The organism is Microvirga lupini, from assembly GCF_014191055.1.
Taxonomy (GTDB): domain Bacteria; phylum Pseudomonadota; class Alphaproteobacteria; order Rhizobiales; family Beijerinckiaceae; genus Microvirga; species Microvirga lupini_A.
Genome location: NZ_JACHWB010000006.1, coordinates 23,410 through 50,362, shown reverse-complemented (window position 1 = coordinate 50,362; position 26,953 = coordinate 23,410). Strand labels below are relative to the sequence as shown.

Here is a 26,953-nt window from a genome sequence, read left to right as displayed (position 1 = left end):
TTCTTGTGGCCCGAGCAGCCTGAGGTCCCCGCTGCCCACAATCTGCCCTGCTGCCGTTCAGGCGTTATCCGCTGATCAGCCTGGCAAGGAGACACATCATGCACGAGGACAGTCCCACCACCCGCACGGCGATGGTCCTCCGATCCAGATTGTCGCGCAATACCCTGGCCGCCGTGCTGTTTGTGATGATCGCTTACGGGTATGGGGCAACGTCAGGCCCGGGAGGGTTCCCATCGGCTCAGGTGGAGAGCCGGAGCTACGAGTGGGCACGATCATCCATCGGTTGGATCACGAATCCCGGTCTGCAGGGGGCCCTTGCCCCCTAATCTGCCCCGCTTACGCCAATGCCACGCTTTAGCGCGTAAGCTAAGCTACTGAATCAGAAGAGCTAGAGTTGAACAATAAGAGATAAAACGATAATAGCTACGGTCTGATAGGTGGAGGCGCGCTGTTTTGCTGGATGGGTGTGCGGGCTGTTTTATTGGCGATCTAAGTGCGAGCACCTATGCCCGCTTTTCATTGTGAGCCAACTCGCTAAAGCCATTGAGTTCAATGCATTTTCGCCGGCTTTCAGGAAGCCCTCCCCTCCACAAGTAATTAACAAATTGGCTTGAGAAACGTCTCCAAACGATCAGTTGCTCGCAATAAGCGAAAGTGTACAAAGGGCCTGAAAATGGCTCCGGGAACCGGTTAATGGCCCCTCCCCTCTCGAAAGCTCGCTTGATCGGCTACGCCCGCGTGTCAACTGAGGATCAGGCACACGATGCTCAGCTTGACGAACTGCGCGCAGCGGGCTGCGATGTGATCCATCAGGAGCACGGATCCGGCGCAAGCCGTGCCCGGCCGGTGCTGACGCGGCTCATCCGTGAGATCAGGCCGGGTGAGGTCCTGATTGTGGTACGCCTTGATCGCTTAGCCCGGTCGGTGAGCCACCTTCTGGAGGTGATTGAGACGCTGGAGGCCAGGAAAGCCCATTTCCGATCCCTCCGTGATCCCATCGACACCTCAACCCCACAAGGTATATTTTCCCTACAGGTGCTCGGTGCGGTGGCGCAGCTCGAGCGCTCGCTCATCTCAGAGCGGACACGAGCCGGCATTAAGGCCGCGAAGGCACGAGGGAAGCGGCCGGGCAATCCGGGCATGCGCGAGCGCCGGCCGGAGGCGATCCGGAAGGTCGCCCTCGCCCGCGAGAAGGTCTACTTGGACGATCTGATTGCCGGCGCGGATCGTTGGATGCCGACGGTTCGCCGCATGCGCCCGCAGCAGCCCTGGGAGGATGTTGTTCGCGTCCTCGGCAACAGTGGCCAATCGTGGACTGTGGCCCGGCTGCGGCGCGCTGTTGGCAGGCTCGTGTCACAGCATATGGCGGACCCTGCCCTCCTCCGCCCTGCCCCACGCAAGAGCCCGCAGGACCGCCTTATGACGCTAATCGCCGGCATCGCCATAGCTGACCCGAGCCTCTCGCTGCGGGACATCGGAGCGCAACTGGAGCGCATGCGCGAGCGGCCGCCGCGCGGCGGCCTCACATGGTCAGCCTCCTCAGTGAAGAAGCAACTCGACTTGGCGAAGAAACACGGGCTTGCGCTCCCGCCAGAGGCTCAGGGCGAGAGCTGACATCCTCCCCGCTTCAGCCAGTCTGGAGGGACGAAGCTCATCGCGTAGGCAAAGATGATCAAGGCGGCGCGAGCGACGAGAAGAATTGGCATATCCCCTCACTCTTCCGGAGGACTTTTCCTTGGACATGATGAGCGTAACGGGATCGTCGGTCTCTACCGGGTTCGTCCGCTGGACTGCCGCGATCTTGAGGCCCCAACGCCGACTGATCCAGGAGGCTCCGCGAGCCCCGATCGCGCCGGCGTCGCCAGTTCTTCAGTCGGTTCAAGCAGCCTTTAGCATAAAGTCGACGTGAACGGCGTCGTAGGGAAACACGACCAGTCCCTCGCCCGTTCTGTCGATGACGCCGGCCTCGAGAAGCGCATGAACGTCCCCGTGCACGGCCTTCACGTCACGATCGACGCGGCGGGCGATCTCGCGGATTCTTAGAGGGCCCTGCCCTGTCATGACCTTGAGGATCTCCCAGCGCTTCTTCGTCAGCGTCTGCCAGAGGAGTTCGACGGAAGCGAACGAGATATGCGCCCCCTGAGCCTCGCCCCCGAAGGCGGCAAGCGCGCGCTGGGTTACGTCCTCACGAGATGCGACGGAAAGGGTCACTGTGGTCATTCGGGCCTCCATTGGTCGACGTCGCGCCAGAAGTCAGCGAGCAGCTGGGCTGGGGTGGTGAAGCGGTAGCCAGTCTCAATCGGTCCGACGTGCTTGTGATCGCCCTTCCCGGCCTCGTTGTCGTAGCGAAGCACGCAAATTCCCTTTACGACATAGGCCAGCGCGTACTTGTACTCGTGCTCCGACCCGCACACCGGGTGTGGGACCCGCCAGACGCGCAATTCGACAAAAGCGTTGTCCGCAGTCTGGTGGCGCTGACGGAGCAGGAGTTCAGCCTTCATGTTGGAGTTTATGCCAACAGTCAGGTGTGTTGTCAAATACTCCAACGCTCAAGGGCTGTGTTTGTGCCGTGTGAACGTTCATTTAGGGGGAGCGGTACCGCGTGACGTAGCCCCGTCTCTGCTTGCGGCGCAGTCAGGTCTCAAGAGCTTCGACCGCTCTGCCCGCGCCTTCGTACAGTTCGATCTTGCGTTGTCCCGAAGTGCCGATACGGCGGCCCCACTCGCGGATAAAGCCGCATCGTCGAAAAGGCTCGTTTCAATGGAAAGTACCTAGAACCGGGCCATGTTGGCATCTAAGTTGCAACGGTCAAGCACCAGATATTGGATCTTGTCGTCAGGCATACTCCAGTGTCGCGTCTGTGTGCGACATGGTCCAGTTCAAATAAGAAATCGATCAACGAAGAAAGGACTCAAGGCATCGATAGGTTTTTCAGGATAGGGAGCCTCGTCTGGAAACACAGGGTCCTAAACCTGAGACAAGTACTTGAAATAGTCGAGCATTAGTCAGCGCAGAACCTGATCTACTCGAACCCGTATAGCCGTTTGATTAATCAATTCAGACATTGTCCGATTATTATCCAAGGGCGCATGTCGCACAAAGACGATCACGGCAGGGCAGGGTTGCCTTTGTCTTGGCGCCAGGGCAGGCGGCTATGGCCCCTCATGGGTGGAGGTAGTTCGCCGAGCTCACTTCAGGGTTAATCTTCCGCAACGTCCCAAAGGTCGGCTCCGTTGAGGCGAATCCTCTCAACTAGCAACTGGTCAATCTCATCCTGAAGAAGCGTTTTCGGATGGTCGCAGAGGATCTAGCGGATTTCAGCGCCCGTGTGCTGAGGCCAGGCTTTGGAACTCAAACCGGATGGGATCTCGCCACTGGACCTTGCGCCAATCAATTCACGAATCGATCCCACAGGCAGCCAGATACTACGATGAGCAGGAGCATGCTCAAAGCAAATCTGCCAGAAGAGATCTTCATTCGTCAGACAGCTAACGTTAATCAAGGGAACCAAGTTTGTAGCTGCAAACCAGCCATAGAGGCGAGGGCACATTGGGATTTGATCTCGATAGGCCCTAAGCTTCAGATGTGTCTGAACGACCTACGTTCCATAGCCTCGATAAGCTTTTCAGCTGTAAGCTGCGCCGTGGACCAATCATAGGTCTAGAAGTTGCGCACCATGAGACTACGGATGAATCCACAGGGTAGGATTTTGGCGGCACGCCTAGGAAGTCTCTAGCTGCAAACGAGATCTAGTGGCGCGGAAGAATTTCTAGCAGAGCCACAAATGTTGGTCAGCCCTCCAAGGAGTTCTAGCGGTTTGGGTCGCGGACATTTCCATGTTTGTAGGTGCAAACCGGCAACGTGGCCATCGATAATGCATCGATTTAGCAGGCAGGGTGGCTTCTAGATCATTATCGGTAGGTCGAAGACTCGGTAGTTTGCAGCTGCAAACCAAGTCCAGTTGCTGCACGCCCACCTTGTCTCCTTCTAAGAAACAACGTTTCAATATGCGTCGCAGTTGTCATATCTGGTCCGCTAGTCACGTCTGATCTAAAGGCGGCTTGCAGAGGGCCTAAACTTCAACTCTCGTGACAAGCTGGGAAGACCTAGTTTGCAGCTACAAACTGCCAATCCGTCCCCAACGCTTGCATAGAATGACGTCTCGATAAAAAAATTCTCAGCCAGACTGGCAGTGTTAACAAATCGGAAAGGATTTCAGGGCCATCTACGGAAACAGCTAATTTTTTGGCCCGTTTCCGTATCTATGAGGAATGCCATGGCTCTCGCGCAGCAGAAAACTGAGGGACTTGTCAGTGAGTCCCAGTGGGTAGATGAACTGATTGGCATTCATGCAAGGGATCTTTCCAAGCAGCTTCAATCCCAACGTCTTGCTCTCTATCCGCCGCTCGCGCGCAAAACACTTCGAAAGTTCACGTCTGGCGAGGCTGCCAAGATTCTTGGTGTTGCCGATGCGTACCTGCGTCAACTCTCCTTGGAAGGGAAGGGGCCTCAGGCCGAGATGCTGCCGAATGGGAGGAGGCAGTATAGCTTGGAAGACCTCCACGCACTTCGGCAGTACCTTGATGAGACGGGCAAATCCGACCGGCGCTACATGAAGCACAGAACCGGAAGCGAGCATCTGCAGGTCATTTCCTGCGTAAATTTCAAGGGTGGAAGCGGAAAGACCACCACCTCTGCTCATCTCGCTCAATACCTTGCCCTGCAAGGTTATCGGGTCTTGGCTGTCGATCTCGACCCTCAGGCAAGCCTCTCGGCACTCCATGGAATCCAGCCAGAATTGGACCTGGATCCGAACCAGACTCTCTACGGATCTATACGCTACGATGGGGAACAGCGACATCCGGAGGAGATCATCCGGAAAACCTACTTCCCTGGCCTCGATATCATCCCGGCAAATCTTGAACTTATGGAGTTCGAGCACGAGACACCTAAGGCGCTGTTGGACCGGCAGAACCCGTCAACGCCCTTCTTCAAGCGCATAGGCATGAGCCTCAAAGCAGTGGAGGAGAGGTATGACGTTGTCGTAATCGATTGCCCACCGCAACTCGGGTTCCTAACGCTTGCGGCGCTCAGCGCCTCCACGTCGATGGTCGTTACTGTTCATCCCCAGATGCTCGATGTCATGTCAATGTGCCAATTCCTGACGATGGCCTCCGAAATGCTTCGCGTCGTTCGGGAAAATGGCAGCAGCATGAAGTACGATTTCACTCGCTACCTGATCACGAGGTTTGAACCAGGCGACGGGCCTCAGAGCCAAATGGTCGACTTCATGCGTACGATGTTCGGACAGCACGTTCTGACGAACGCTATGCTAAAGAGCACCGCGATTTCGGACGCCGGTCTGACGAAGCAAACCATCTATGAGGTGTCGCGGGAGCAATTCACGAAATCCACGTTCGACCGCGCGATCGATGCGATGAACAATGTGAACAGCGAGATTGAAGCACTTATTAAACAGGCCTGGGGGAGGGTCTAATGGCACGGGATTTGCAGGCGATTTTGAAAGCTAGCCTGGAACAAACCGACGAGGGAGAAAGCCTCAAGGCGGTTGTCCAGATGCCAAAGCAACCGCAGCCGACCGTTGACGAGAAACGTTCAAGGTTCGCTGCGATGATGTCTGAAGGCCGCGCCCCTGTAGGCGCAATGGGAGCTGCCCTTGAGAACATGAAGGGGCAATCAGAGGCTGAGATTGCAGCTCTCAAAGCTCAGATCGAGTCCGGCCACACCGTTGTCGAGATCGAAACTGACAAGATCGATGAGTCGTTTGTATCTGACCGAATGGACAGATCAGATGACGCCTTGGCTAGTCTGAAGGAGCAGATTAAGAGCCAAGGGCAAATCGTCCCCATCCTTGTACGACCTCACCCAGAGATCATCGGGCGGTATCAGATTGCATTTGGTCATCGCCGCGTTGCCGCCGCTGCAGCCTTGGGTATCAAGGTCAGAGCCGTCATCAAAGATCTGAGCGATGAAGATCTAGTGATTGCCCAAGGGCAGGAGAACAACGAGCGTCTGGATCTGTCCTACATTGAGCGGGCACGTTTTGCGGCGACCCTTGAGGAGCGCAAGTTCACACGCGCAACGATTATGGCAGCTCTTTCTGTAAGGAAGGGTGATCTATCGTCACTTGTGTCTATCGCAACCAAGATCCCTGCAGATATCATCAATGCAATTGGACGTGCACCAGGCATTGGTAGGCCGAGGTGGTTGGACTTCCTTGCACTTATTCTCGAAGCTAATGGCGTAGACCGAGCCCGTGAAATCATCACAAAACCAGACTTTCTGAAACTCGAATCCGACGAGAGATTTCTGACGCTCTTCGCGAAGCTGTCAAAGAAGGAGCGTGTAGCTCCACAAAATTTGCCCTCAGAGTTCAGCTTCTGGAAAGACCCGGATGGGCGTCGTCTCGCGAAAGTCAATGATACAGAGACGAAGTACACCCTGCAGATCGATAAAAGCATAGACCCGGAGTTCGGTTCATTCGTGTTTTCAAAGCTGGACGAACTCTATGCAACTTACAAAGCGAACAAGCAGTGATGGCTTGGGGCAGGACCTCAGTGTTCTGCCCCTCCTGCGTTGCGCCCGTCCTCAAAGGTCTTCTTGTCATTGCGAAATGCGCTGATTTATCAAAATTGTGGGACTGATCCGAGCAGCAGTAGGTGACCACCAACCTAACTGCAGGCGCAATAGGAGAGGGCGCCGCAGCCATGTCAATCATGCCCAGAGGGCTGTACAAAGATGGGAGCGGCACTCAACCGATCGTTTGCAGATGTCTTTTAAGCCATTTTGTAACCGCCTTGGCAGAGGAGGGCTTTCCTAAGCTCTTTGAAACTGGCTTAAAATAAGAGCTTCTACGGCCACCTTGCGCCATCATTGAGTGCCGAAGCTCCACCCGGAGCAGCTCGCCAACACGACGGCCCCGACCTCTGGGCCCTCCGCTTTGCAGCATGCCGACCAGCCTCACCTCACATCGTAGCAATCCCTTGCTTTGCTTCCTCAGGCTAAGCTATAGCTTGCTTCATCAATGACTTAGCTTGAGGGTGCAGGTGTGGCTTTCGGCAGCAGGGCAGGGGACTTCGACGACGAGCCGTTCCTGGTGCCCCGTACCTACGCTCTGCCGGAGCTGCCGTGGCAGACCATCGCTGGCCGGCTTGAGCCGATCACGATTGCGATCCTGCGCTTCGATGCCCGGCTGGAGGCCTCGGGTCTTGCGGCCGGCTGGCAGTCGCGCTGCGACATGACCGAGGCCGTGCGGGCGCTGCTGCTCGACGGCCACCTGGTCGATGTCGGTGATCTGGTCCTGCACGATGCCGGCATGGACGTGCGCCATCCCACCCATGAGCTCACCCGGGCCGCCGCGGCTCTCCGCGCCCGCCGCACCGCCCTGGCCCGCAAGGCACCCTGGCCGCTGTCGATCGACGGCCTGGCCGCCCTGCGCGGCATCGGCCCTGTGGCCGAGGACAAGCCCGCCCGGGCCAAGGGCAAGAAGCCGGATCCGGAGAACGAGGAAGCCTACCCGCTCTTTGCCAACGATGCCGATCCGTGGAAGGCGCACTTTGCCGAGATCGACGCCCTGCTCGAGCGCACCGGCAAGGTCTTGGCCGGCGAGACCCCGCTGCCCAGGAGCCGCTCGCCCCTGGTCTATGACCCGGACCAGGACGAGGCTGAAGCCGAGGACCTGTGGCTCGATCTGGTGAAGCGCACCAGCGGCTGGCCGGCCATTGCCGCGGCCGCGGTGGCCTGGAACGCGTGGCTGGATCTCAACCTCTACACCCGCCTGCCCTGGCTCGGCCTGATCATGGCCGCCTCCATCCTGCGGGCGAGGGGACTCACCAGCCACCTGCTGCCGCTGGCGGCTGGCTTCAAGCAATCTAGGTTCCGGCCGCAGGGCAGGGAAGGGGCCGCCGAGAAGCTGGAGGGCTTCTGCGAGGTGCTGGAGGAGGCGCTTGTCCTTGCCCACAAGGATCTTGACCGGCTCATCCTCGCCCGCGAGCTCATGAGCCGGGTCACCAAGGAGTGCCGCAGCAACTCCAAGCTGCCGGGGCTCGTCGAGCTATTTCTCTCCCGCCCGCTGGTAACGGTGCCGCTCGGGGCCAAGCTGCTCAAGGTCACGCCCAAGGCCGTCGACCTGATGCTGGCGCAGCTCGGCGGCGCGCTGCCCCGCGAGCTCACCGGACGCACCCGCTACCGCGCCTGGGGCATCGTGTAAGCTTCTCCTTAACGCAGATGCAGGTCTGTCATTGGCGGTTCATCTTCCATGAGATAGGGCTGCACACCGTTCTCAAGGGACAGTTTCGCATGTTGATGTGGGGCACAGTCGTCGCACTCTTCCTTTCGCTCCTGGCGGTGGGGCCCCTACGCGGGAGCTCGCCATCCTGGCTCCTGTCCGGGGCGGAATTGGTGGCGGTGATCAGCCTCTTTGCTTTGGTGTGCCTGCTCGAATCCAGCGGCAACAACACCGACCGCTCCAACCCCGCATCCTGACCCTCCTTCCTCCTTCTGTCATTATCAGCGGAAGCAGCCGCAAAGTTTGGTAACAAACGGCGGTCTAACGAGCTGTTCCCTCACTCGGTCGGATCGGAGACAGCACCATGAGAGGCCTCCCGCTTGCCGCGATCGGGATTGCTCTGGCGTCACCAACAGCCATTGCCGACGGCATGAGTCTTGCAGGCTCTCTCTGGCGATGCACTCGTGCATCCGATCAGTCCCAGTTCGTGGTCACCTTCTACCCTGGCGGTGGCGTGGGAGGTGGCGAGATGGAGGGCAGCGAGGTGAGCCCCTACGTCTTCGATGCCTCCCGCACCAAGCCGGGGGAGTGGCCGGGCCATTGGGAACAGACAGGTCAGCGCTTCACATGGGCGTTTCTGTCATTCGGCTTTGAACTCAGACCCTTTCGCTTGCCAAACGTAAGCGTCTCAGTGACTTGAGGTATTTCTCAGAGCGCGAGGGTCACGAGCGGCGCCGACGGTGACCCCTCTGTCATAGCTGTTTGTTTCGCATCTTCAGTCGGTTACACGTGCTCTGACAGGGTTCATTGTTTCGGTGCCGATCCACAGCCACAAGGAACTCCTGTGCTTCGTCAACGGGCGAGATAGTCCCTGATCACGGCCGTGACCCGCCTTCTGTCATCCAACATCGTTGCGTGGCCCAGGTGCGGGCAGACGCACCGGAATGGTGCTGGCTCTTTCCCGGAAAAGAAAGACAACTTCCGACGAGAGTTCCGGAAAGCCCGCTTCGCTATGCTTCTCGTGTTCTTGGCAGGCGGGACCTGAGCGGCCTCTCCGGCCGGGATGAGGAAGGAGCCATCCACCACCGAGGGATATTTCCATGACCAGCCATCTTCTGTGCCGCGCGGCCGTCGCCGCCAGTCTTCTTGCCTTCGTTGAGGCCTCAGTGCTCCCCGCCGCAGGGCATGACGGCCACGATCACACGGAGCCTCGGGCGCCGGCGGCCTATGATGCGGCTGGCGGCGGGCCGGCACCGGGCGAGCCTGACTTGGCCGCGGTCCGCCAGGCAACCGAACGCTTCCGGGACGTCAAGGTCGCGCTTGCCGAAGGCTACGTCCGCGACCCCGGTGATCTCTGCGACACGGCCGAGATGATGGGCCAGCCTGCGGCGCTGGGGGCCATGGGCATCCACTTCTTCCGCCCGGATCTGCTCGGCATCACCGCCCCGCCTAACCCGCGCGTCGACGGGACTGGGACCCATACCGACTTCCGTAATCCCGCGATTCTGATCTACGAGCCGCAGGCGGATGGATCGCTCGAGTTAGTGGCGGTCGAGAATCTCGTCTTCCGCCAGGCCTGGCATGCCGCCGGCCATCGCGAACTCCCGGCCTTCCATGGGGTGGCTTACGACACCATGGCGGATGATCCGGCAACAGCCGTTGACGAGGCCCACCTGTTCGAACCGCACTACGACCGGCATGTCTGGATCTACCGGGCGAACCCCAATGGGGTCTTTGCTCCATTCAACCCCCACGTAACCTGCCAGGATCACCGCGGTGGCAGCCACCAGCACGCCAGCCGCTGATCAATGATCTGGCGGGCCAAGACAGCGAGCTCGCCGGGCCAGTAGCCTACATCCTAAGGGAGCGGTGTGCGGATGGTGTTCCCGATGGGCAATGAGACAAGGGCGCTGGCGGCCTCCAGTGCAACAAACCTGTCAGGAACACCATGGGGCAGCTCGCGCGAGCTCTCTTCGGCTAAAACACGCGCGCATCCAGCGCCAATCGACCCCACGCTTCGGCGAAGATCCGACCGCGGCACGAAGCTGAAGTAACGCTTTGGTCAGTTCATGACGCGGCAAGCGGACCGCCATTCCATTTGCTGTTCGTTACTCTTTGACCCGGAACTAACCTTCAACCGGGTGAGGCGTTTCCGATTGCTCCTGAGCGGACACGATACTCGATTGATGATGAAGGCGACGCTCAGGACTCCTATTCTGGTATGCCTGCTTTGCGAAGGCCGTCGACGAAGACGTCACAATGCGCAAACCTGTGCATATGCCTGCGGACCAGATTCAGGCTCAGGGGCGCCCCACCCATACGGTTTCGAACGGCGATCAGTTCCCGGGCCTCTTCAATCAACCCCAGATGGCCGCAGCAGCTGATCAGGGTGTTGAAGGGTCCGGTGTAATCCGTGAAGCTGGAAACGGACGCCCTGAGGAAGGGGAGCGCCTCCCCGAAGCGCTGCGCCGCCAGAAGAGCAAGGCCGTGGGTGGTCGTGTAGAACCCGGAGAAGCTGTCGAGCGGACTCATGCGCAGGGCCCATCCGGTCTCGACGAGCGCATCTTCGAACCTGCCTGCTCTCAGGAGCGCCCATCCGAGCGCGGTGTGACCGAGCGCAAAGCTCGGGTTGAGCGTCAGGGCGCTTCCGAGCTCCGCCAGTGCCCGCTGGTGCTGACCGGCCGTGCTGAGGCACAGCCCTGATACCATTCTGGCCCAGGGCTCGCCAGGATCGAGCGCAAGAGCGTCCTGGGCGTGAGTGGCCGCTTGCTCGTAGCCAGCCTCTACGTCGGGCGTCCACAGGCACATGGAGGCCCACCAGATCGCCCAGCTGAGGAGAGCATACGCCCGCGCATAGCGAGGCTCCAGACCAATCGCGCGCCGCAGGAGCAGCTGGGCCTCCGCGTTCTGCGTCCGCTCCACCGCGTTGAGAAGGGTCATGGCCCGGACCACAAGGCCCCAGGCATCGATGCTGTCCGGCTGCTGCGTCGAGGCGCGGTATCCTTCCTCGGCATAAAGGTGCGGCTCGACCGCGGCAACGACCCGCTCGGCGATGTCGTCCTGAACGGCGAAGATGTCCTGCATCTCGCGGTCGTACTTCTCGGCCCAAATATGCTTGCCCGTTGCCGCGTCAATGAGCTGGCCGGTGACGCGAATGCGCGAACCGACGGTTCGGACGCTGCCCTCCAGGACATACCGGATCCCCAGATCCTGGGCGACCTGTCGGACGTCCACGGCCTTGCCCTTGTAGACGAAGGTGGAGTTCCGGGCGATGACGAACAGCCAGCGCAGACGTGCGAGAGCCGTGATGATGTCCTCGGTGATGCCGTCCGCAAGGAAATCCTGCTCTGGATCTATCCCCATGTGCACGAAGGGCAGAACGGCGATGGATGGCTTGTCGAGGGGCTTCAGGTCTGCGACCCTGGGCAGCTGGCGGGTCGTGTCGTCCGGAAGCCGGATCGATCCACCGCTCATGGGCCGCAGGGACAGCTGCGTCTGGCTTTCGACGATCGACAGCGTCTTGTCCGAGAAGTGCCCTGTCAGCAGTTTGTCGACCGTCGACTTGCCCAACTTCGTCTTGAACGCGAACTGCTCGCGCGAGATGCGTTCCCGCGCGATGTAGTCCCTGATCACGGCCGCAATCTGTTTTCTGTCGTCCAGCATCACCCCGCCTGCTTGTGGGCTCCCGGAAAATGGTCGGGCAACTTTCGGAAAATACAGACAACTTCTGCCAAGAGCCACGGAAAAGAATGCTCGTTACAACCCCCGCATTGGCGAGGCGGCACGCCAGCAAGCGCATCCCCCGACGAAACATCAGGAAGGAAGACCATGTTCGATTGTATCGTGCAAACAAGCGAGGCCTTGAGAAGAGCCGCGGAACGAAGCTCCGAGACGCTGTTCCCGGCGCTGTGCGGCTGCGAGGCATGTGGGACCACGCAGCTGATTGCAGCCCCTTCGATCGGCACCTGCGCCGTGTGTGGAGCCGAACTAACGGTGCTCACATCCGCAACGATCTCGCGGGCTTCCGATCAGGAGCTGGAGGTGCTGTCGCCATTCGCAGCGTAGCGATACTCCACGTTTCCAGTCCGAGTTGTTCCACGGGCGCCTCTGACACGACGAACGGAGCAATCCGGTCACAGCCCGACAGGGCTGGCGCAACCACCGTGCAGGAGATCAGGCGCAGGGCCTTGCGCAGCGAGACGCTGCTCGGTGTGTGGAAGCAGCGGTCGTTCTGGAGACAGGTGCACATTGTATGGACTAACACCGCTGCCTGATGCGGGTTGCCCAATGAGGCAGATGGGATTGCAGTCATCGACAGGCCGATTTGGGCTTCGGCTACCCCCGAAAGAGTTCGGACACATACATTGTGGGGCTCCGGTGGCAGCGCGATAATGGATCACTCAGCCAGAACTGCGAAGGCGACGGCTTTCTGGAGACACGGCTATGCCACAGGGCACCGACACCATTCTTGTTACTGGCGCGACCGGCAACCAGGGTGGCGCCGTGGCGCGGGAGCTGCTTGCGAGCGGCCACAAAGTCCGGGCGATGACCCGCTCACCGGAGGGGACAGCGGCGCGGGCGTTGGCGGCGCAAGGCACCGAGATCGTCCAAGGGAACCTGGACGATGCGGCCTCGTTGGAGCAGGCCCTCGCCGGGGCATGGGGCATCTTTGCCGTGCAGAACACCTGGGAGGCTGGGGTTGAGCGCGAGGAGGAGCAAGGCAAGCGCCTTGCGGACCTCGCCCGGCGGCAGGGCGTTCAGCACTACGTCTACTCCTCAGTCGGCTCGGCGCACCGCTCCACCGGCATCCCCCACTTCGACAACAAGTGGCGCGTGGAAGAGGTGGTGCGCAGCCTCGGCTTCCCTTCTTACGTGATCCTGCGACCGGTCTTCTTCATGGAGAACTGGCTCTCGCCCTGGTTCAAGCCGGGCATCGACCAAAGCAAGCTCATGGTGGGTCTCAAGCCGGACACTGTCCTGCAGATGATTGCGGTCGAGGACATCGGCCGCTACGGGCGTTTGGCGTTCGAGCGCCATCAGGAGCTGAACGGCCAGGCTATCGACATCGCAGGCGATGAGCTCACGATGCCGCAGACCGCTGTGGTCCTCAGCGAGGTGACGGGGCGGACCATCACGTTCGAGCCGGTTCCGCTGGAGCAGGTGCGCCAGTTCAGCGAAGACTTTGCCCTCATGCTCGAGTGGTTCGACGCGGTCGGCTACAACGCAGACATTGCCGCACAGGAGGCGCAGTACGGCATCCGCCCGACCCGCTTTCGTGATTGGGCCGGGCGCCAGACCTGGAGCTGAGAAGGCGGCGGTTCAAGTTATGGAGGACTGATTGTAAATCACAGCGTCGCTGCAACAGAGCCGCGAGGTCTGTGGGAGGGAGCCCCCAGTTCAGAAAAAGGGAAATTCAGCCGGAGTGTTGGTGGGCAGCACCCAAGGGAGTTCAGCATGCTCACGGGCCAGCTTGCACTGCTTGTCGCCGCCGTGTTCTCGGGCGCCGCCTTATACATCAACGTAGCCGAGCAGCCGGCTCGCCTGGGGCTGGACGACCGCGCCCTGCTGGCCGAGTGGAAGCCCGCCTACAAGCATGGTTTGGCCATGCAGGCGCCCCTGGCCATCGTGGGGTTCCTGCTCGGGCTCGCCGCGTGGTGGCAGGCAGGGCATGGCGGTTGGATTCTTGGCGCTCTGCTCATGATCGCGAACTGGCCTGTGACGTTCTTCGCCACCATGCCCACGAACAACAGGCTCATGGCCACTGACCCGGCAGGCGCTGGTCCCGAGAGCCGGGCGATGATCGAGCAATGGGGTTCGCTTCATGCGGGGCGCACTGCGCTTGGCTTTGGCGCCTGCCTTGCGGTCCTGTGGGCCTCCCTCTCCTGAGCAGGGTGGTCGGGTGGAGACTCTGATGTCGGTGATGGCGCAGGCCGGCACTCTCCTCCAGGATGAAGGCTGGCACGGCAAAAGGTGTGCTACCCGACACATTCAGGCTGAGCGTTCCGCCGTACCTTGGGACAGGTGCGATCAAGCGCCTTACACGTCCTCGGCGCCGTCGAGGGCACATCGAGCGAGGGGGGTACCATGGCTGCGGGCGATACATCAGCATCACCGTCAGGCAGACTGAGGGCATCAGAGTGGGCTGCTGTTGTCACTTCCCTTGCCTTCATCACGCTCTGGCTCGGACTCTCTTTTGCCTGACGGGCGTGCCTGCGAGAGTCTGAGCGACGCAGCGCGGTTAGCCAGCGGCCAGTAACCGAGGCTGCCGGAGAGGGGAGGCGATCATGAACCCAGAGCTACGCCCCGCCACGCCCGCCGATGCCGAGGCCTGCGGGCGCATCATCTTCGATGCCTTCAGGGGGATCGCGGACCAGCACGGCTTTCCGTGGGACTTCCCCTCAGTCGTGATCACGATCGAGTACGCGATCCGGGAAGCCGATGTGGTGGCTTTCCTTGCCGTGATGGAAGAGCGGCGGCGGATCCGGCGCCGGGACGGTGCACGTCATTGGACGCTGCTGCGGGATCTGGAGAATCCTGAGATCTGGATCGAGCGCTACCATAACCCGACATGGCTGGACTACGTGCGGCACAACCAGCGCATGGTCTTGTTTCGGAAAAATGGAGAGCACTTCTTGTATGAAGCAGGAGGATCTCCATGCCCCAGACACGCTTTACGAAAGAGTTTCGGGATGAGGCTGTTCGGCTCGCCCTGACCAGCGGCCGCAGCCGACGAGCGATTGCTGAGGATCTCGGCGTCGGCCTGTCGACTCTGCGCAACTGGATCGACCGCCGCCGTGAGCGCCAGATCGACGATCCACCGGCAGATCGGCAGGAGGACATGGTAGCCGAGCTGAAGCGGCTGCGGCGAGAGAACGAAATCCTGCGCCAAGAACGGGAAATTCTCAAACGAGCTACCGCTAATGGCATGGACCGGCCGTGCTCCCGGGTGGAGCATGGGAGGGCGGGATTGTCCCGCAGGCAAGGAGCCATGCCATGTCACACCAGACCACAACCGAGGCCATCGCCACGATCGGCATCGACCTGGGCAAGAACATCTTCCACCTGATCGGCATGGATGCCCGCGGCAAGATCCTGCTGCGCCGCAAGATCGCGCGGGCAGCTGCAGTCCTGCCTGGCCAACGTCCGGGTCTGCCTGATCGGAATGGCGGCCTGCGCGGGCGCCCATCATGTTGGGCGTCAGCTCGCTGCCCTCGGTCATGACGTGCGCCTGCTGCCGGCCCAGTACGTGAAGCCGTTCCTCAAAGGACACAAGAACGACTACCGCGATGCCGAGGCCATTGCCGAGGCGGTCCAGCGCCCGACCATGCGGCCGGTGCCGCTGAAGTCGGCCGAACAACTTGATCTCCAAGAACTTCATCGGGTGCGCCGCCGCCGGATCGGCCAGCGCACGGCGGTGATCAACCAGATCCGCGCCTTCCTGCTCGAATGCGGCCTTCCGGTGCGGCAGGGGCTTGCGGGCTTGCGCGAGGCGCTTCCCACGCTCCTGTCTCAACGCACGGACGTGCTCTCGCCGCGGATGATCCACCTGATCGAAGATCTGGCGGGCGACTGGCAAGGGCTCGATGAGCGCATTGGGACGCTCAGCCGTGACATCACGGCTCTGGCGCGACAGGATACAGGCTGCCGCTGGCTGATGGGATCCCAGGAGTTGGGGTGATCACCGCCAGCGCCATGGTAGCGGCAGTAGGGACCGGGGCCGCTTTTGCTAAAGGGCGCGATTTTGCTGCCTGGCTTGGGTTGGTGCCTAAGCAGATCTCAACCGGTGACCGGACGATCCTGGGTGGCCTGTCCAAGCGCGGGAACCGCTATTTACGCACCCTGTTTGTCAGCGGCGCACAAGCTCTCCTGCAGCGTCCGCAATCCTGGGGAGGGCACGGCTTTGGGCGTTGGCTCCAGGCAGCAGGCCCGCGGTTGCACCGGAACGTTCTCACCGCGGCGCTCGCCAATAAGCTCGCGCGGATCGCTTGGGGCGTGCTGTATCGCGGGTGCGGCTACGACGCGGAGTATGCGACCCGCACAGCCTGAGCCAGTCACCGCAACAGAATCCTGCCGAGGTTCGCGAGAAGGATGTGACAGGATGGACGAACGGTTGCCCGGCGCACCGGAAGCCTGAACAAAAAAATGGCCCCTTTAGGTCGCGGCGTCTACTCTGTTGTACGAAATATCGTGGCAGCACTATCGATCGGCATCACGAAAACCGACGCGCGCGAACTATTGAGCCGGCAAGTTTGCCGTTGACACGCAAAAGATCGGTGCGATTATAGAATACGCAGTATTCTAATGAAAGACAAACGGGTTGAGTGTTCGTCCACTATCCTCCGTCCTGAAGGCGTTCACTGCCTTGGACATCATTGCTTCGTCCAATGAACCTCTCCGCCTAGCTGATGTGGCACGCAGGCTCGGAGAGGCCCGAGCAACCACACTCCAACGGCTAGTAACGCTTGTTGAAGCGGGATGGATCGAACAGAGCGAGGACAGCCGCTATCGGCTCAGCCTGAAGGTTCTTCACCATGCTGCAATTGCCCTAGAGCAGGCAGGAATCGGTACACGCCTCCTGGACGTTCTGCAGGAGGTGGTCGCCGACAGTGGCGAGACCGCGTCCCTGGCTGTACTCGACGGGACAGATTCCGTCATTATCAATCGGGTCGAGTCACGAGGACTGCTGCGAGCGGATCTTCGGATCGGTACCCGACTCCCGCTCTCCGACTCGGCGACAGGGCGAGTTCTGGTTGCATATGCCTCGCCAATGACCCTGGATCGCCTCAAAGGATCGGGTATTGAACTTGGCGATCCTGCGGTCTTCTCTGAAGTGCGCGAGCGCGGGTTCGCCGTATCCGGTCCGCTAGGTCCACGAACAGTAACGGCTGTAGCCGCGCCAATCTTCGACGCCCGGGGTGATTGTATCGCTGCCCTTTCAATCTCCGGTCCAACCAACGGCTTCGACTATGACATGAGTTCGAGAATTGTCACGCAAGCCGCATCCAGAGCCACAGCCCGAATCCGTGGAGCCAAAGAGTGACTGCAGCCTTGAAACTCGATCATCGGGAGAACCATCTCCTCCATCAGCTAATGCGGACCGCTTCGGAGTTGATGACGCCCGATCGATTAGCGGCGATCCAACCGTCTCGAGTGAGTGCATCCCGCGCTTTCATGAACCAAGCGGTTCGTGAGCGTTGGCAAATCAAGTGCAAGCGCTTCGACATCGACGAGCGCGCTCGAGGCACTGCTCTCTATCTGATTGAGGCCGGTGGGTACCGGTTCTCTTTCCCTGTCTACTCCTTTGAACCGTCGCCCGAAGGGCGCAGCGGGCGGATTATCGGACGCGCATGGGACATGATGGGAGCCCTGATCGAGGGCGAGATCAGCTCAGAGGATCTAGAGACGACGCGAAGGGAGCTTCCAAAGCTCTACGAAGGCCGGGCGACGCCCGGCACATTGACTTGGTGCCGCTCCAATCGCAGTGCCCGGTTCTTCGACTATGCGCTCGACGCTCTTTCATCCGGCCGCCAGCCGGAAGTCGCCCCATTGGGCAAGACTTGCTACCTCATGCGCAATACGGGCCTCGATGGAAATGGGACTTTCGGTACGCGGAGCTTCCTGACGCTTGAGCGCGGCCACCCACTCAGGTGGTCTCTGGCAGCACAGATGCTCTCCGCTTACATGATGCGGGTCTTTGCGCAGGACCTGCTGAACCATTTGGCAAGGCTCCGTTCCCCGAAAGCTGTGCCGATGGCGGAAGAACTTGCCCGCTATTTGGGCGTGGGCAACGGCTCTGCTCTTGGGCTCATGCTCTTCGTCAACAATCACCCGCGGCTTATCGATCGCTGGATTTTCATCAGGGAAGAAGCCTTGGCGCGAGCAAAGATGCTCCGGCCGAACTCGGATGGCGGGGAAGTGGGCCAACTCATCGCCCTTCTGCGAAAGGCCATCCAATTCCGCAGGGAGGACCGGGTTGTCTATGAGGCATTCACGAAAAGCGATGTCGTTGCGGACAATCTGGAAATCGCTTTGCAAGAAGCGGAACTCTTGTTCACCCGCTATGCAAGGCAACAGAAAACGCCGGAGTTGCCCTTTGCGGAACTCTGCCGAACGCTGCAAGGACGCATCCACGACGAGGCGCTAGAAACTCTGCACTCTCTCCTGATTGAACTTGTCCCCGATGTCGCCGACGAACTCGTTCAGACCTTGGTGGTGGACGAAGAGGAGACGATCAGGCCGGAAATGAATGTCCGACGGCTTCGCGAGATCGTCCACAATGACTACGCCTGGGCCTTCCGAATGGATTTGCACTCGGAGCGATCGAGACGATACGTCTGGTACAAGTCCCAGACCGCCGAAGAGCCGCGGCGGGGGCCAAGAGAAGAGCTCGGCCAGGTCGTCAACCTCGGCCTTGATCTGCCAAGACTGATAATACGGCTCGACGCCGACCTTGCCACCTCAGACCCTGAGGGGAGCGTGGCGCGCTTCCTTCTCGCCCATCCTCGGCACCGGGCGATCATCACAAGGGTCCAGGCGCTCGCCGGACTAACCTACCACTCGGTTCACGCAGACATCATGAGCGAGGACTTCGTTCCCGCCCACATCACTCGCCTCCTCAATGTCGGCATACACGGCATCGACAAAGCACGTGACTTCCTGAACCGGAACCTCCGCGGCGTCCTATTCCATGGCGCACCGACGGCACAGGATCTCATCAAAGGCGACAGCAACACGCAATGGTTTTATCCCGCGGAGCCAGTTCTATGACCGAAGCTCTTGAGAACAGCAGAAATCTCCGCGTCAGCCTCCGGGAATGCCGAATGGTGCTCGAGCGTCTCATGCATGTTGCCAATCTTGACCCGGGCCAAGTGGCATCGACGCGTGAAAGCGCCTTATATTCGGCAGCAATGGGTTTAGGTGGCTTTGCAAACCTGCGCTACAACGTCGAGCAGTTGAAAGCCGCAAAAGCCTGGGCGGTTACATTGGAAACGGATGAGCAGTCGATGAAACTCGACTGCGCCGGCCAACACGCCTGGATTGTCGCGCCTCTGCTGGCTGACCTGCTGGTCGATGCCTATCGGCGTCGTAAAATTGGAAGAATAGAGGTCGTCGACCTAACGGCTCGGGACGAGATCCCCGTGGTCGAGGCATTCCTGCAGCGTCAGGGGTTCACGGGGGTGATCACCCTAGGTCCCGGCCCTGATGAGCTTCTAATTTCGATACAGCCGCTGTCTTCAGAAAAAGACCGCAATGTGGTTGATGAAATTCGCCGGAATGGCCTACTCGTCCAAGACGCGCTCTGGTGGGAACTCTTCCAACTATCCAACGAAGCCCTGGCGCCAGATTCGTTCGAGTCTCGGCGGCACGCAGGCGCAATTATCGTCGAAGCCGACGGCCGGGTCATCGGCCGACAAGACGAAGACGACACGGACCTTTCCCTGCTGGCCGAGCGGATGAGAGGTTCTGTTCAGGATGCTACACCTTCTCAGAGGACGGAATAGCAACGATGCTGATAGATGGACTTCAATGCGGTCACTTCACGCGTGAAGTGTTCTTAGATCTCAAACGCGGGGGCTTCACATGCGTGACCCCGACCTTGGGGTTCTGGGAAGGTACAATCGAGTCCCTCGACGCCATTAGTCAGTGGCGTGAGCTGGAGCGATCTTCATCCGATCTCGTTCTGATCGCGAAGAATGTCGCGGACATCACGAAAGCCCACGAGACCGGGCGCGTGGCGGTCTTGCTCGGGTTCCAGAACACCAATCTCTTCGAAGATCGCATTGCATTCGTCGAGTTGTTCGCGGACCTCGGGGTTCGGGTTGTTCAGCTTACCTACAACAACCAGAATGAACTCGGCGGCAGCTGCTACGAAGAGAGCGACAGCGGTCTTTCCCGGTTCGGACGAGAGGTTGTTCGTGAGATGAACCAAACCGGGATTCTTATCGATCTTTCGCACGTTGGTGACCGAACCACCCTTGACGTGGTCCGTTTCTCGGATCGGCCGGTCGTGATTACACATGCTAATGCCGCAAGCATCTTCCCCCACAAGCGGAACAAGAGTGACGCGGTCTTGAAGGCCCTCAAGGAGAATGGCGGCGTCATCGGATGCGCCACATACCGCAATATCACGCCGGAGGACGCGTGCGCGACCGTTCAGGGCTGGTGCGAAATGGTCGCCCGAACGGTTGAAATCGCCGGAATCGATCATGTCGCAATCGGAACCGATGAGGGTCACAACACCACTCAGGCAGACCTGAACTGGATGAGAAAAGGCCGTTGGACCCGAGGGGTTCAATATGGCGCCGGCTCCGAGGCGAGGCCCGGTAAAGTCGCAAAGCCTGAATGGTTGTCCTCGCCGGGCGATCTCGGTGTTGTCCGCGACGGGCTGGCAGCTGTCGGTTTTTCTGCTGAAGAGGTTCAGAAGATCACATCAGGGAACTGGCTGCGGGTTTACGGCGCGGTCTTCGGGTGAAGAACGATCGGTTCCGGAAGGCGCCGAGAGGGGATGCCATATCACGGTACGGGAGGACAACGATGACTAAAGAGAGTTCAATCAGGACCAAAGCTGAGATATCCCGCCGATCGTTCCTGGCGGCCGGGGCAGGGGCGGTGCTATCCATGCCCTTCGTCAAACGGGCCGAGGCATCGGAGAAGGTACTGTACGTCAACACCTGGGGCGGCCTTTGGGAAGAGGTTGCACGGGATGTCTGGTTCAAACCTTTCACTAAGGAGACTGGAATCGAAATTCGGACCGTCTCCCCGGTTTCATTCGCGAAACTGGCCGCGCAAGCCCGGACGGGAACCTACGAGTTTGACGTGACAACTCTCGGTGTAGCGGAGCTCGGAAGAGCTTATGCAGCGAAGATCATCGAGCCGGTCGAAGGAAGCGCTCTTGACCGGTCAAGCCTCTGGGATGGCGCTGTGGCGATGAATGGCGTGAAGTCCCACGCCTTTTCCAACGCAATTGTCTACCGGAAAGACCATTTTCCGAGCGGAGGGCCGCAAAACTGGCGGGACTTCTGGGACGTCCAGAAATTCCCGGGCTCGCGGTCACTGCAGCGTTATGCTGCCCGAACCATGGCATTCGCGCTTCTTGCCGATGGCGTTGCACCCGAGAACCTCTTTCCATACGACCTCGACCGGGGCATTGCAGCCCTGGACCGACTGAAGCCGGATCTACGTGTCCTATGGACCCAAGGACCCCAGTCCGCGCAGCTCGTCCGTGACGGCGAGGTCGAGATGATCGGAATGTGGACCGGGCAAGCAGGAAAACTCGTCGAGGCGAACGTGCCAGTCGAGATCGTATGGAATCAGGCGCTCCTTGATCAGGCGTTCTGGGTGGTCGCCAAGGGGACCCCGCGCGCGGAGAACGCCTGGCGCTTCATTCAGTCGGCGGTCCGGCCAGAGCGGCTCGCGGAGTTCTGCATCAGAGACAAGAACGGCCCGCTCAATCCCAAGGCTTTTGACTTCATCGGCGCGGAGCAGGCGAAGTTGATGCCGACATACCCGCCGAACTTCAAGCAGGCGATCGTTCTGGATCCTGAAAAGATCGCTCCACAACTCGACGAGCTCAATCAACGCTTTGATCGCTGGATCGCAAGTTAGCGGCGACCTGGAACGGGAGGGTGACCGCGATGAGGCGGAAACGGTGGATCCATACGAGCCCACTTTTGCTCGGCTTGCCCGCAGGCATTTTCTTGCTGGCGTTCTTCATTGTCCCACTCGGGTACGTCACCCTCTTGAGCTTCACCGAACCATCATGGGGAATAGGTAACTATCGGGATCTGTTTAACTCCCGATTGTTCCTGGCCACGTTGGGGAACACCTTCTGGACAGCCATCCTTGTCACTGGATTAAGCCTCCTCCTTGCCTATCCTCTTGCCTATGTCGCGGCGACATCCAAAGGAACAATCAGTCGAACTATCCTTCTTGTCGTTGCGCTGAGTTTCTGGACCAGTTATCTCGTGAGGACTTACGCATGGATGGTGATCCTTGGAGTACAGGGACCCCTTCCGGCCTTTATCGCGGTCTTCGGCTACTCACCTCCCCCGCGTCTTCTCTTCACGAATTTTGCGGCGACACTCGGCATGACCCATGGTCTTATTCCATTCATGACAATGGCACTCTTTGCAGTCATGAAGCGTATCGACCCCAGGCTTTTGGATGCCGCCGGCAGCCTCGGCGCAAAGCCGTGGCGGGTATTCTGGCACATCTACCTCCCGCTAAGCGCACCAGGCATCATCAACGGTATCACGCTCGTCTTCATCACCTGCCTTGGCTTCTATGTGATGCCGGTGCTGCTCGGGAGCCCGCGTGAGCAGACGATCGCTGGTCTCATCGGAGACCGTATGGAGCAGGTCCTCGACTTCGGTGGGGCTGCAGCGATGGCCTTGATCCTCCTGGCGGTCTCGCTCGGCCTCTTTGCTGTCTACAGCCGGTATTTCGGGATGGATCGTCTGTGGGGAGGAAGGGCATGATGCTGGTTCGGTTCGCCGCCATTCTTATCGCAGTTTTCCTGGCTGCCCCGCTCCTGGTAGTGGTGCCAATGTCGTTCAGCACCGCGCCATCGCTCCAATTCCCACCGCCTGCCCTCTGGCTCGGGTATTACGAGCGGTTTTTCTCGGACCCGAACTGGACCGGTCCGCTCCTCAATAGCATTCTCATCGGCGCAGCAACGGCAGGCTTGACCATGGTCGTTGCCGTCCCGGCTGCGTTCGCTCTCGTCCGCTACCGGTTTCCCGGGAGAAGCATGTTCAATCTCCTCCTGATGACGCCCCTTATCGTGCCGCACATCGTGATGGCACTCGGCTACTATGTTTATTTCGGAGAGCTGCGACTGCTCCAAAGCTATCTCGGCGTCATTCTCGCGCACACTTGCTTCTCGATCCCTGTTGCCATGCTGATCATTACGGCTGCGCTAAAGGGCTTCGATCTCTCCCTGGAACGGGCGGCCATGAGTCTTGGCGCTCCTCCCCTTACCGTGTTTCGTCTCGTTACGATGCCGATCCTCGCCCCTGCCTTCGTAATCGCTGGCCTGTTTGCATTCATCCACTCGTTCGATGAAACCGTCGTTGCTCTCTTCATCTCCGGGCGGGACGTGGCAACGCTGCCACGCCAGATGTTCAACAGCTTCCGGATGGAGGCAGACCCCGTCATCTCGGTGGCATCTTCATTGTTGCTTGCCGCGGCGCTCGTTGGCGTCATGGTCCCCACAGCCGTAAACTCGGTTCGACGGGCCTTGAACACTCGGCCCTCCACCATTGCTTCCTGAACGCCGACCAAAGGCTCTCACACCATGACTGCCCGTTCTCTCTCCCTTACCAACCTGATGAAGCACTACGGCGGACTTCAGCGAGCCGTAGATGATGTATCGCTTGACGTCGCCCCAGGCGAGTTCATCACATTCCTTGGCCCGTCAGGATCGGGCAAGACGACGACCCTGATGATGATCGCCGGTTTCCAGGAGCCATCAGGTGGACAGATCAACATCGCGGGCCGCTCAGTAGAGCATATCCCGGCATACGAGCGAAATATTGGCGTCGTGTTTCAAAATTACGCTCTATTCCCCCACATGACCGTGGAGCACAACGTTGCATTCCCCTTGAAGATGCGTGGGGTGGGTAAAAAGGAAAGGGAGCCAAAATCCAAGGATGCCCTGGCTCGCGTGGGGTTGCAGGGATTTGCCGACCGCCATCCAGGTGAGTTGTCCGGCGGACAACAACAGCGCGTTGCCCTTGCTCGTGCTCTGGTCTTCGAGCCTGATCTGATCCTTCTGGATGAGCCGCTCGGCGCTTTGGATAAGAACCTTCGAGAGCACATGCAACTCGAGCTCAAGCGGATCCACCGCGAGGCTGGCGTGACCATGATCTACGTGACCCATGACCAGACCGAGGCGATGACGATGTCGGATCGAATTGCTGTCTTCAACTCGGGCAGGATTGAGCAGGTAGGCACACCCCTCGATGTCTATTTCAAACCGAAGACAAAGTTCGTCGCCTCATTCGTTGGCGATAGCAATCTTATCGACGCCGACGTCGTTGGAAGGGATGGATCCGTCAAGGCTAGCGACCTTGGTCAGTTCAATGTGGATCTGAGCGACCACCGGCCTGGTGAGCGAGTAAGCCTTCTCATTCGACCCGAGATGATCCGACTTCGGAAAGATAGTCACCAGGATCCGAATGTTCACTCATGCCAATTCACAATCGAGTCCATGGTCAACTACGGTGACAACATCCTCGTAATCGGCACGGCTGGACAGACCAACCTCCGCGTCCGCGTTCCCAGCTTGGACGGTAAATGGCTGCGTGAGGGAATGATGTGTATTGCGGAATGGAACCGTGACAACGTCCACGTCGTGTCCGGGCCCTAAGCACAGGACAGATCATATGCAATGTTTCTGCCGTAGCAGAAAGGGGGCTCCTGCTCCTTTTTCGTGCCGGGTGCCATCCGCCAAATCGCCCGGTCGGAACTGCAGAATGCCTGGCTAGAGCGGATTCGATTTAGGTGAACTCGTATCCGCAGTTGCTGAGATAGTTCTGGCACTCCTCGGCGGGGAAGCTGTCGAGCAGTTCTCCGATGGTTGTCCAGAGCGCCTCCTTGGTGCGGGCTGCCGCCTTGCGCAGCAATGCCTTGAGCTTGGCAAACACCTGCTCGATCGGGTTCAGGTCGGGCGAGTTCGGCGGCAAGTACAACAGGCTCGCTCCCGCGGCCTGGATCATCTCGCGGATGCCCGCCACCTTGTGAGCGGCCAGGTTGTCGAGCACCACCACGTCGCCGGCCTGGAGTTCCGGCACCAGCACCTGCTCCACATAGGCGCGAAACACCTCGCCGTTCATGGGCCCGTCCAGCACCATCGGGGCGATCAACCCGCTGGCGCGCAGGCCAGCCACGAAGGTGGTGATCTTCCAATGACCCCACGGCGTGGCATCCACCAGCCGCTCGCCTCTGGGACAGCGCCCGTAGCGGCGCACCATGTTGGTGGGTGTGCCGGTCTCGTCCAGAAACACAAAGCGGGCCGGATCCATAAAGCGCTGCCACACGCGCCAGTGTCGTCGCTCGCGCGCCACATCGGGCCGGTCCTGCTCGGCGGCTCTCAGGCTCTTTTTTTGGTGATGTCACGTTAACGGAACTCGGGCGGAGCGAGGCAAGCGCGGTCACATGTTGGGCTCACTGTGCAATGCAGGCTGCAGACTTCCACGCCGCTATGGCATTGAGGCGGTGAAGGCGGGTGGCAACGGCAGAGCGGCGGGAGCGAGGGGTAACGAACAGGTTGCGGACGGCAGAGAACCCACTGACAAATCTTTGTAGCCCGCCCGGCGATCGAAAGCCCTGCATCGCCCGCTCGCGCCGACGCAGCGGCAGGTGTGAGTTCTCTGCTCTGTTATTTAACCCCTTGTGTGAGCGGTGCTCGACTGCCGGCATGATCTGGCGCCGGGCAGCAGCGTAGGAGCCGAGTTTGTCGGTGATCATCCGTCGTGGAAGGCAGCCCTGCTTCTTCAACAGGCGCCTCAGCAAGCGCTTGGCGGCCTTGGTGTCGCGTCGGCTCTGGAGAATTTCATCGAGCACATAGCCGTCCTGATCAATCGCTCGCCACAGCCAGTGTTTCTGGCCCGAGATCGTGACCACGACCTCATCCAGGTACCAGATGTTGCGGCAACTTGGAGTCTTGCGCCTGACGCGGCGAGTGTAGTCCGGCCCAAACTTCAAAGCCCAGCGGCGGATCGTCTCGTAGGAGACGCGAATACCGCGCTCGAGCAGCATTTCCTCAACCAGTCGAAGACTCAGAGGAAATCGGAAGTACAGCCAGACCGCATGAGCGATGATCTCGGGTGGAAAGCGGTGGCGCTTGTAACTGACGGACTTGATCATGCCGACCCATCTACACGGTCGCAGTCAAACCCGAGTTAACGTGACAACACCCAATCAACCTGGTCCAATTCCACCCAGTCAGGTCAAAGTTGAGTATAGCCGCGCACCGGAGTTTTTGGAGGGCTAAAGGCAGTTGTCTGGAAATATACAAACAGACGGGCACGTAGGGATTACCTCGAATCATCTCATTAAAATTTTCGGAATAGGGGCATGCTAGCTTCGACTGCTTTCAGCCAATTTGGTCCTTGTCCGCCAATTCCCATGGGAGGCCGCAGTAATGCCCTCGCACAAGGCTGTAATTGCTAAGTTTGTTGGCCAAGATTTTCTGCTGGACAAGGTTGTAAAGCGTGCCAAGGCTGTTTTTCTATGGTCGTACGTTGATGGACTGATCCGGTGGCCCAAGAGCATCGGACACCCCGACATAGCTGACTTTGGCAAAGCTTTCCGAATCTCGTTCGCGAGAAGTCAGATTATCGACCGCGACGGCCCTGGTCCGCAGGATCCACAGGCTTTGTACTTCCCCTACAGTACCATACATGGAGTGATGGGTGCCGAGAGCGCGCGCTATTTTCAGGTATCGTTCCGTGAGTTCATAGACGACACGCCTAAAGGCCCTCTCGACCCGCGTTTCTATGTAGACCCAGATCTCTACAGGCATCGTATCATCATTGAGCTTGCGGAAAACGTACGCTGGCTTGCGCTCGACGGCACGCCGTCAGCGCGAGGGGCTGTTATCAATCCCCCACGGCTGTTCTTTCACAAGAAAGGCCGTACCGTGTTGCCACCTTTCGAGGTGCGGCTGGCATAAGGCGCAAGGATTTCAGGAGCTATATTGCA

22 protein-coding genes and 4 pseudogenes are annotated in these 26,953 nt (G+C 59.6%); 21 read left to right on the top strand and 5 right to left on the bottom strand.

The window, feature by feature from the left end; translation table 11 throughout:
* Nucleotides 1-98 precede the first annotated feature (98 nt).
* Nucleotides 99-326, top strand: a complete 228-nt coding sequence (locus FHR70_RS19010) for a hypothetical protein (RefSeq protein ID WP_183453118.1) — start codon at nucleotides 99-101, stop codon at nucleotides 324-326.
* A gap of 367 nt (nucleotides 327-693) precedes the next feature.
* Nucleotides 694-1,614: a recombinase family protein gene (locus FHR70_RS19005; protein WP_183453116.1), complete on the top strand. Its 921-nt coding sequence runs from the start codon at nucleotides 694-696 to the stop codon at nucleotides 1,612-1,614.
* Nucleotides 1,615-1,878: 264 nt separating this feature from the next.
* On the opposite strand, the gene FHR70_RS19000 is transcribed toward FHR70_RS19005, so the two are convergent.
* Both FHR70_RS19000 and FHR70_RS18995 read right to left on the bottom strand, forming a co-directional pair.
* The gene (locus tag FHR70_RS19000; RefSeq protein WP_183453114.1) at nucleotides 1,879-2,220 is read right to left on the bottom strand and encodes an HVO_A0114 family putative DNA-binding protein; all 342 of its coding nucleotides are present in this window, start codon (nucleotides 2,218-2,220) and stop codon (nucleotides 1,879-1,881) included.
* Nucleotides 2,217-2,501, bottom strand: a complete 285-nt coding sequence (locus tag FHR70_RS18995) for a toxin-antitoxin system TumE family protein (RefSeq protein ID WP_183453426.1) — start codon at nucleotides 2,499-2,501, stop codon at nucleotides 2,217-2,219. The genes FHR70_RS19000 and FHR70_RS18995 overlap by 4 nt, the downstream gene beginning before the upstream one ends.
* 1,775 nt (nucleotides 2,502-4,276) lie before the next feature.
* Between FHR70_RS18995 and repA the strand changes: the two genes are divergently transcribed.
* The 5 genes from repA (at nucleotide 4,277) to FHR70_RS18970 (ending at nucleotide 10,053) form a co-directional block, all read left to right on the top strand.
* Nucleotides 4,277-5,497, top strand: a complete 1,221-nt coding sequence (gene repA, locus FHR70_RS18990) for a plasmid partitioning protein RepA (protein WP_183453112.1) — start codon at nucleotides 4,277-4,279, stop codon at nucleotides 5,495-5,497.
* Nucleotides 5,497-6,558: a plasmid partitioning protein RepB gene (repB, locus tag FHR70_RS18985; protein ID WP_183453110.1), complete on the top strand. Its 1,062-nt coding sequence runs from the start codon at nucleotides 5,497-5,499 to the stop codon at nucleotides 6,556-6,558. Before repA ends, repB begins: the two co-directional genes overlap by 1 nt.
* Before the next feature lie 511 nt (nucleotides 6,559-7,069).
* Complete coding sequence (locus FHR70_RS18980; protein WP_343058847.1) at nucleotides 7,070-8,230, top strand: RHE_PE00001 family protein; 1,161 nt, start codon at nucleotides 7,070-7,072, stop codon at nucleotides 8,228-8,230.
* A gap of 382 nt (nucleotides 8,231-8,612) precedes the next feature.
* The gene (locus tag FHR70_RS18975; protein ID WP_246408303.1) at nucleotides 8,613-8,948 is read left to right on the top strand and encodes a hypothetical protein; all 336 of its coding nucleotides are present in this window, start codon (nucleotides 8,613-8,615) and stop codon (nucleotides 8,946-8,948) included.
* Between the two features lie 400 nt (nucleotides 8,949-9,348).
* Entirely contained in the window at nucleotides 9,349-10,053 is a 705-nt protein-coding gene (locus FHR70_RS18970; RefSeq protein ID WP_210277706.1) for a hypothetical protein, read from the top strand.
* Between the two features lie 406 nt (nucleotides 10,054-10,459).
* Here the strand turns inward: FHR70_RS18970 and FHR70_RS18965 are convergent, their stop codons facing one another.
* Complete coding sequence (locus tag FHR70_RS18965; protein ID WP_210277705.1) at nucleotides 10,460-11,911, bottom strand: tetratricopeptide repeat protein; 1,452 nt, start codon at nucleotides 11,909-11,911, stop codon at nucleotides 10,460-10,462.
* A gap of 780 nt (nucleotides 11,912-12,691) precedes the next feature.
* Here FHR70_RS18965 and FHR70_RS18960 point away from each other — a divergent pair.
* The 13 genes and pseudogenes from FHR70_RS18960 (at nucleotide 12,692) to FHR70_RS18900 (ending at nucleotide 24,617) form a co-directional block, all read left to right on the top strand.
* On the top strand, nucleotides 12,692-13,555 hold the full coding sequence (locus FHR70_RS18960) for an NmrA/HSCARG family protein (protein WP_183453108.1): 864 nt from the start codon (nucleotides 12,692-12,694) through the stop codon (nucleotides 13,553-13,555).
* A 147-nt stretch (nucleotides 13,556-13,702) separates the two neighbouring features.
* A complete protein-coding gene (locus FHR70_RS18955) occupies nucleotides 13,703-14,134 on the top strand; it encodes an anthrone oxygenase family protein (protein ID WP_183453106.1) in 432 nt (143 codons plus the stop codon).
* Nucleotides 14,135-14,649: 515 nt separating this feature from the next.
* A pseudogene (locus tag FHR70_RS24145) lies at nucleotides 14,650-14,847 on the top strand (MFS transporter); the annotation flags it as partial.
* Between the two features lie 56 nt (nucleotides 14,848-14,903).
* Nucleotides 14,904-15,167 (top strand): annotated as a pseudogene (locus tag FHR70_RS18945) (transposase); the annotation flags it as partial.
* 74 nt (nucleotides 15,168-15,241) lie between these two features.
* Nucleotides 15,242-16,294 (top strand): annotated as a pseudogene (locus tag FHR70_RS18940) (IS110 family RNA-guided transposase).
* Nucleotides 16,295-16,565: 271 nt separating this feature from the next.
* On the top strand, nucleotides 16,566-17,288 hold the full coding sequence (locus tag FHR70_RS18935) for an IclR family transcriptional regulator domain-containing protein (protein WP_183453104.1): 723 nt from the start codon (nucleotides 16,566-16,568) through the stop codon (nucleotides 17,286-17,288).
* A gap of 50 nt (nucleotides 17,289-17,338) precedes the next feature.
* Entirely contained in the window at nucleotides 17,339-19,015 is a 1,677-nt protein-coding gene (locus FHR70_RS18930) for a hypothetical protein (protein WP_183453421.1), read from the top strand.
* Nucleotides 19,012-19,749, top strand: coding sequence for a hypothetical protein (locus FHR70_RS18925; protein WP_183453102.1), 738 nt, complete (start codon nucleotides 19,012-19,014; stop codon nucleotides 19,747-19,749). Before FHR70_RS18930 ends, FHR70_RS18925 begins: the two co-directional genes overlap by 4 nt.
* Nucleotides 19,750-19,754: 5 nt before the next feature.
* Complete coding sequence (locus tag FHR70_RS18920) at nucleotides 19,755-20,720, top strand: membrane dipeptidase (protein WP_183453100.1); 966 nt, start codon at nucleotides 19,755-19,757, stop codon at nucleotides 20,718-20,720.
* The gene (locus tag FHR70_RS18915) at nucleotides 20,717-21,853 is read left to right on the top strand and encodes an ABC transporter substrate-binding protein (protein ID WP_343058846.1); all 1,137 of its coding nucleotides are present in this window, start codon (nucleotides 20,717-20,719) and stop codon (nucleotides 21,851-21,853) included. Before FHR70_RS18920 ends, FHR70_RS18915 begins: the two co-directional genes overlap by 4 nt.
* A 29-nt stretch (nucleotides 21,854-21,882) precedes the next feature.
* Nucleotides 21,883-22,725 (top strand): ABC transporter permease subunit, encoded by an 843-nt coding sequence (locus FHR70_RS18910; protein ID WP_183453098.1) that lies wholly within the window; start codon nucleotides 21,883-21,885, stop codon nucleotides 22,723-22,725.
* Nucleotides 22,722-23,519 (top strand): ABC transporter permease, encoded by a 798-nt coding sequence (locus tag FHR70_RS18905; RefSeq protein WP_183453096.1) that lies wholly within the window; start codon nucleotides 22,722-22,724, stop codon nucleotides 23,517-23,519. The genes FHR70_RS18910 and FHR70_RS18905 overlap by 4 nt, the downstream gene beginning before the upstream one ends.
* A gap of 24 nt (nucleotides 23,520-23,543) precedes the next feature.
* On the top strand, nucleotides 23,544-24,617 hold the full coding sequence (locus FHR70_RS18900; RefSeq protein WP_183453094.1) for an ABC transporter ATP-binding protein: 1,074 nt from the start codon (nucleotides 23,544-23,546) through the stop codon (nucleotides 24,615-24,617).
* Nucleotides 24,618-24,747: 130 nt separating this feature from the next.
* On the opposite strand, the pseudogene FHR70_RS18895 reads toward FHR70_RS18900, so the two are convergent.
* Nucleotides 24,748-25,356: pseudogene (locus tag FHR70_RS18895) on the bottom strand (IS630 family transposase); the annotation flags it as partial.
* A 58-nt stretch (nucleotides 25,357-25,414) separates the two neighbouring features.
* Nucleotides 25,415-26,116: an IS6 family transposase gene (locus FHR70_RS18890; RefSeq protein WP_210277704.1), complete on the bottom strand. Its 702-nt coding sequence runs from the start codon at nucleotides 26,114-26,116 to the stop codon at nucleotides 25,415-25,417.
* Between the two features lie 277 nt (nucleotides 26,117-26,393).
* On the opposite strand from FHR70_RS18890, the gene FHR70_RS18885 reads away from it, so the two are divergent.
* Nucleotides 26,394-26,924 (top strand): hypothetical protein, encoded by a 531-nt coding sequence (locus FHR70_RS18885; RefSeq protein WP_183453090.1) that lies wholly within the window; start codon nucleotides 26,394-26,396, stop codon nucleotides 26,922-26,924.
* Nucleotides 26,925-26,953: the final 29 nt, after the last annotated feature.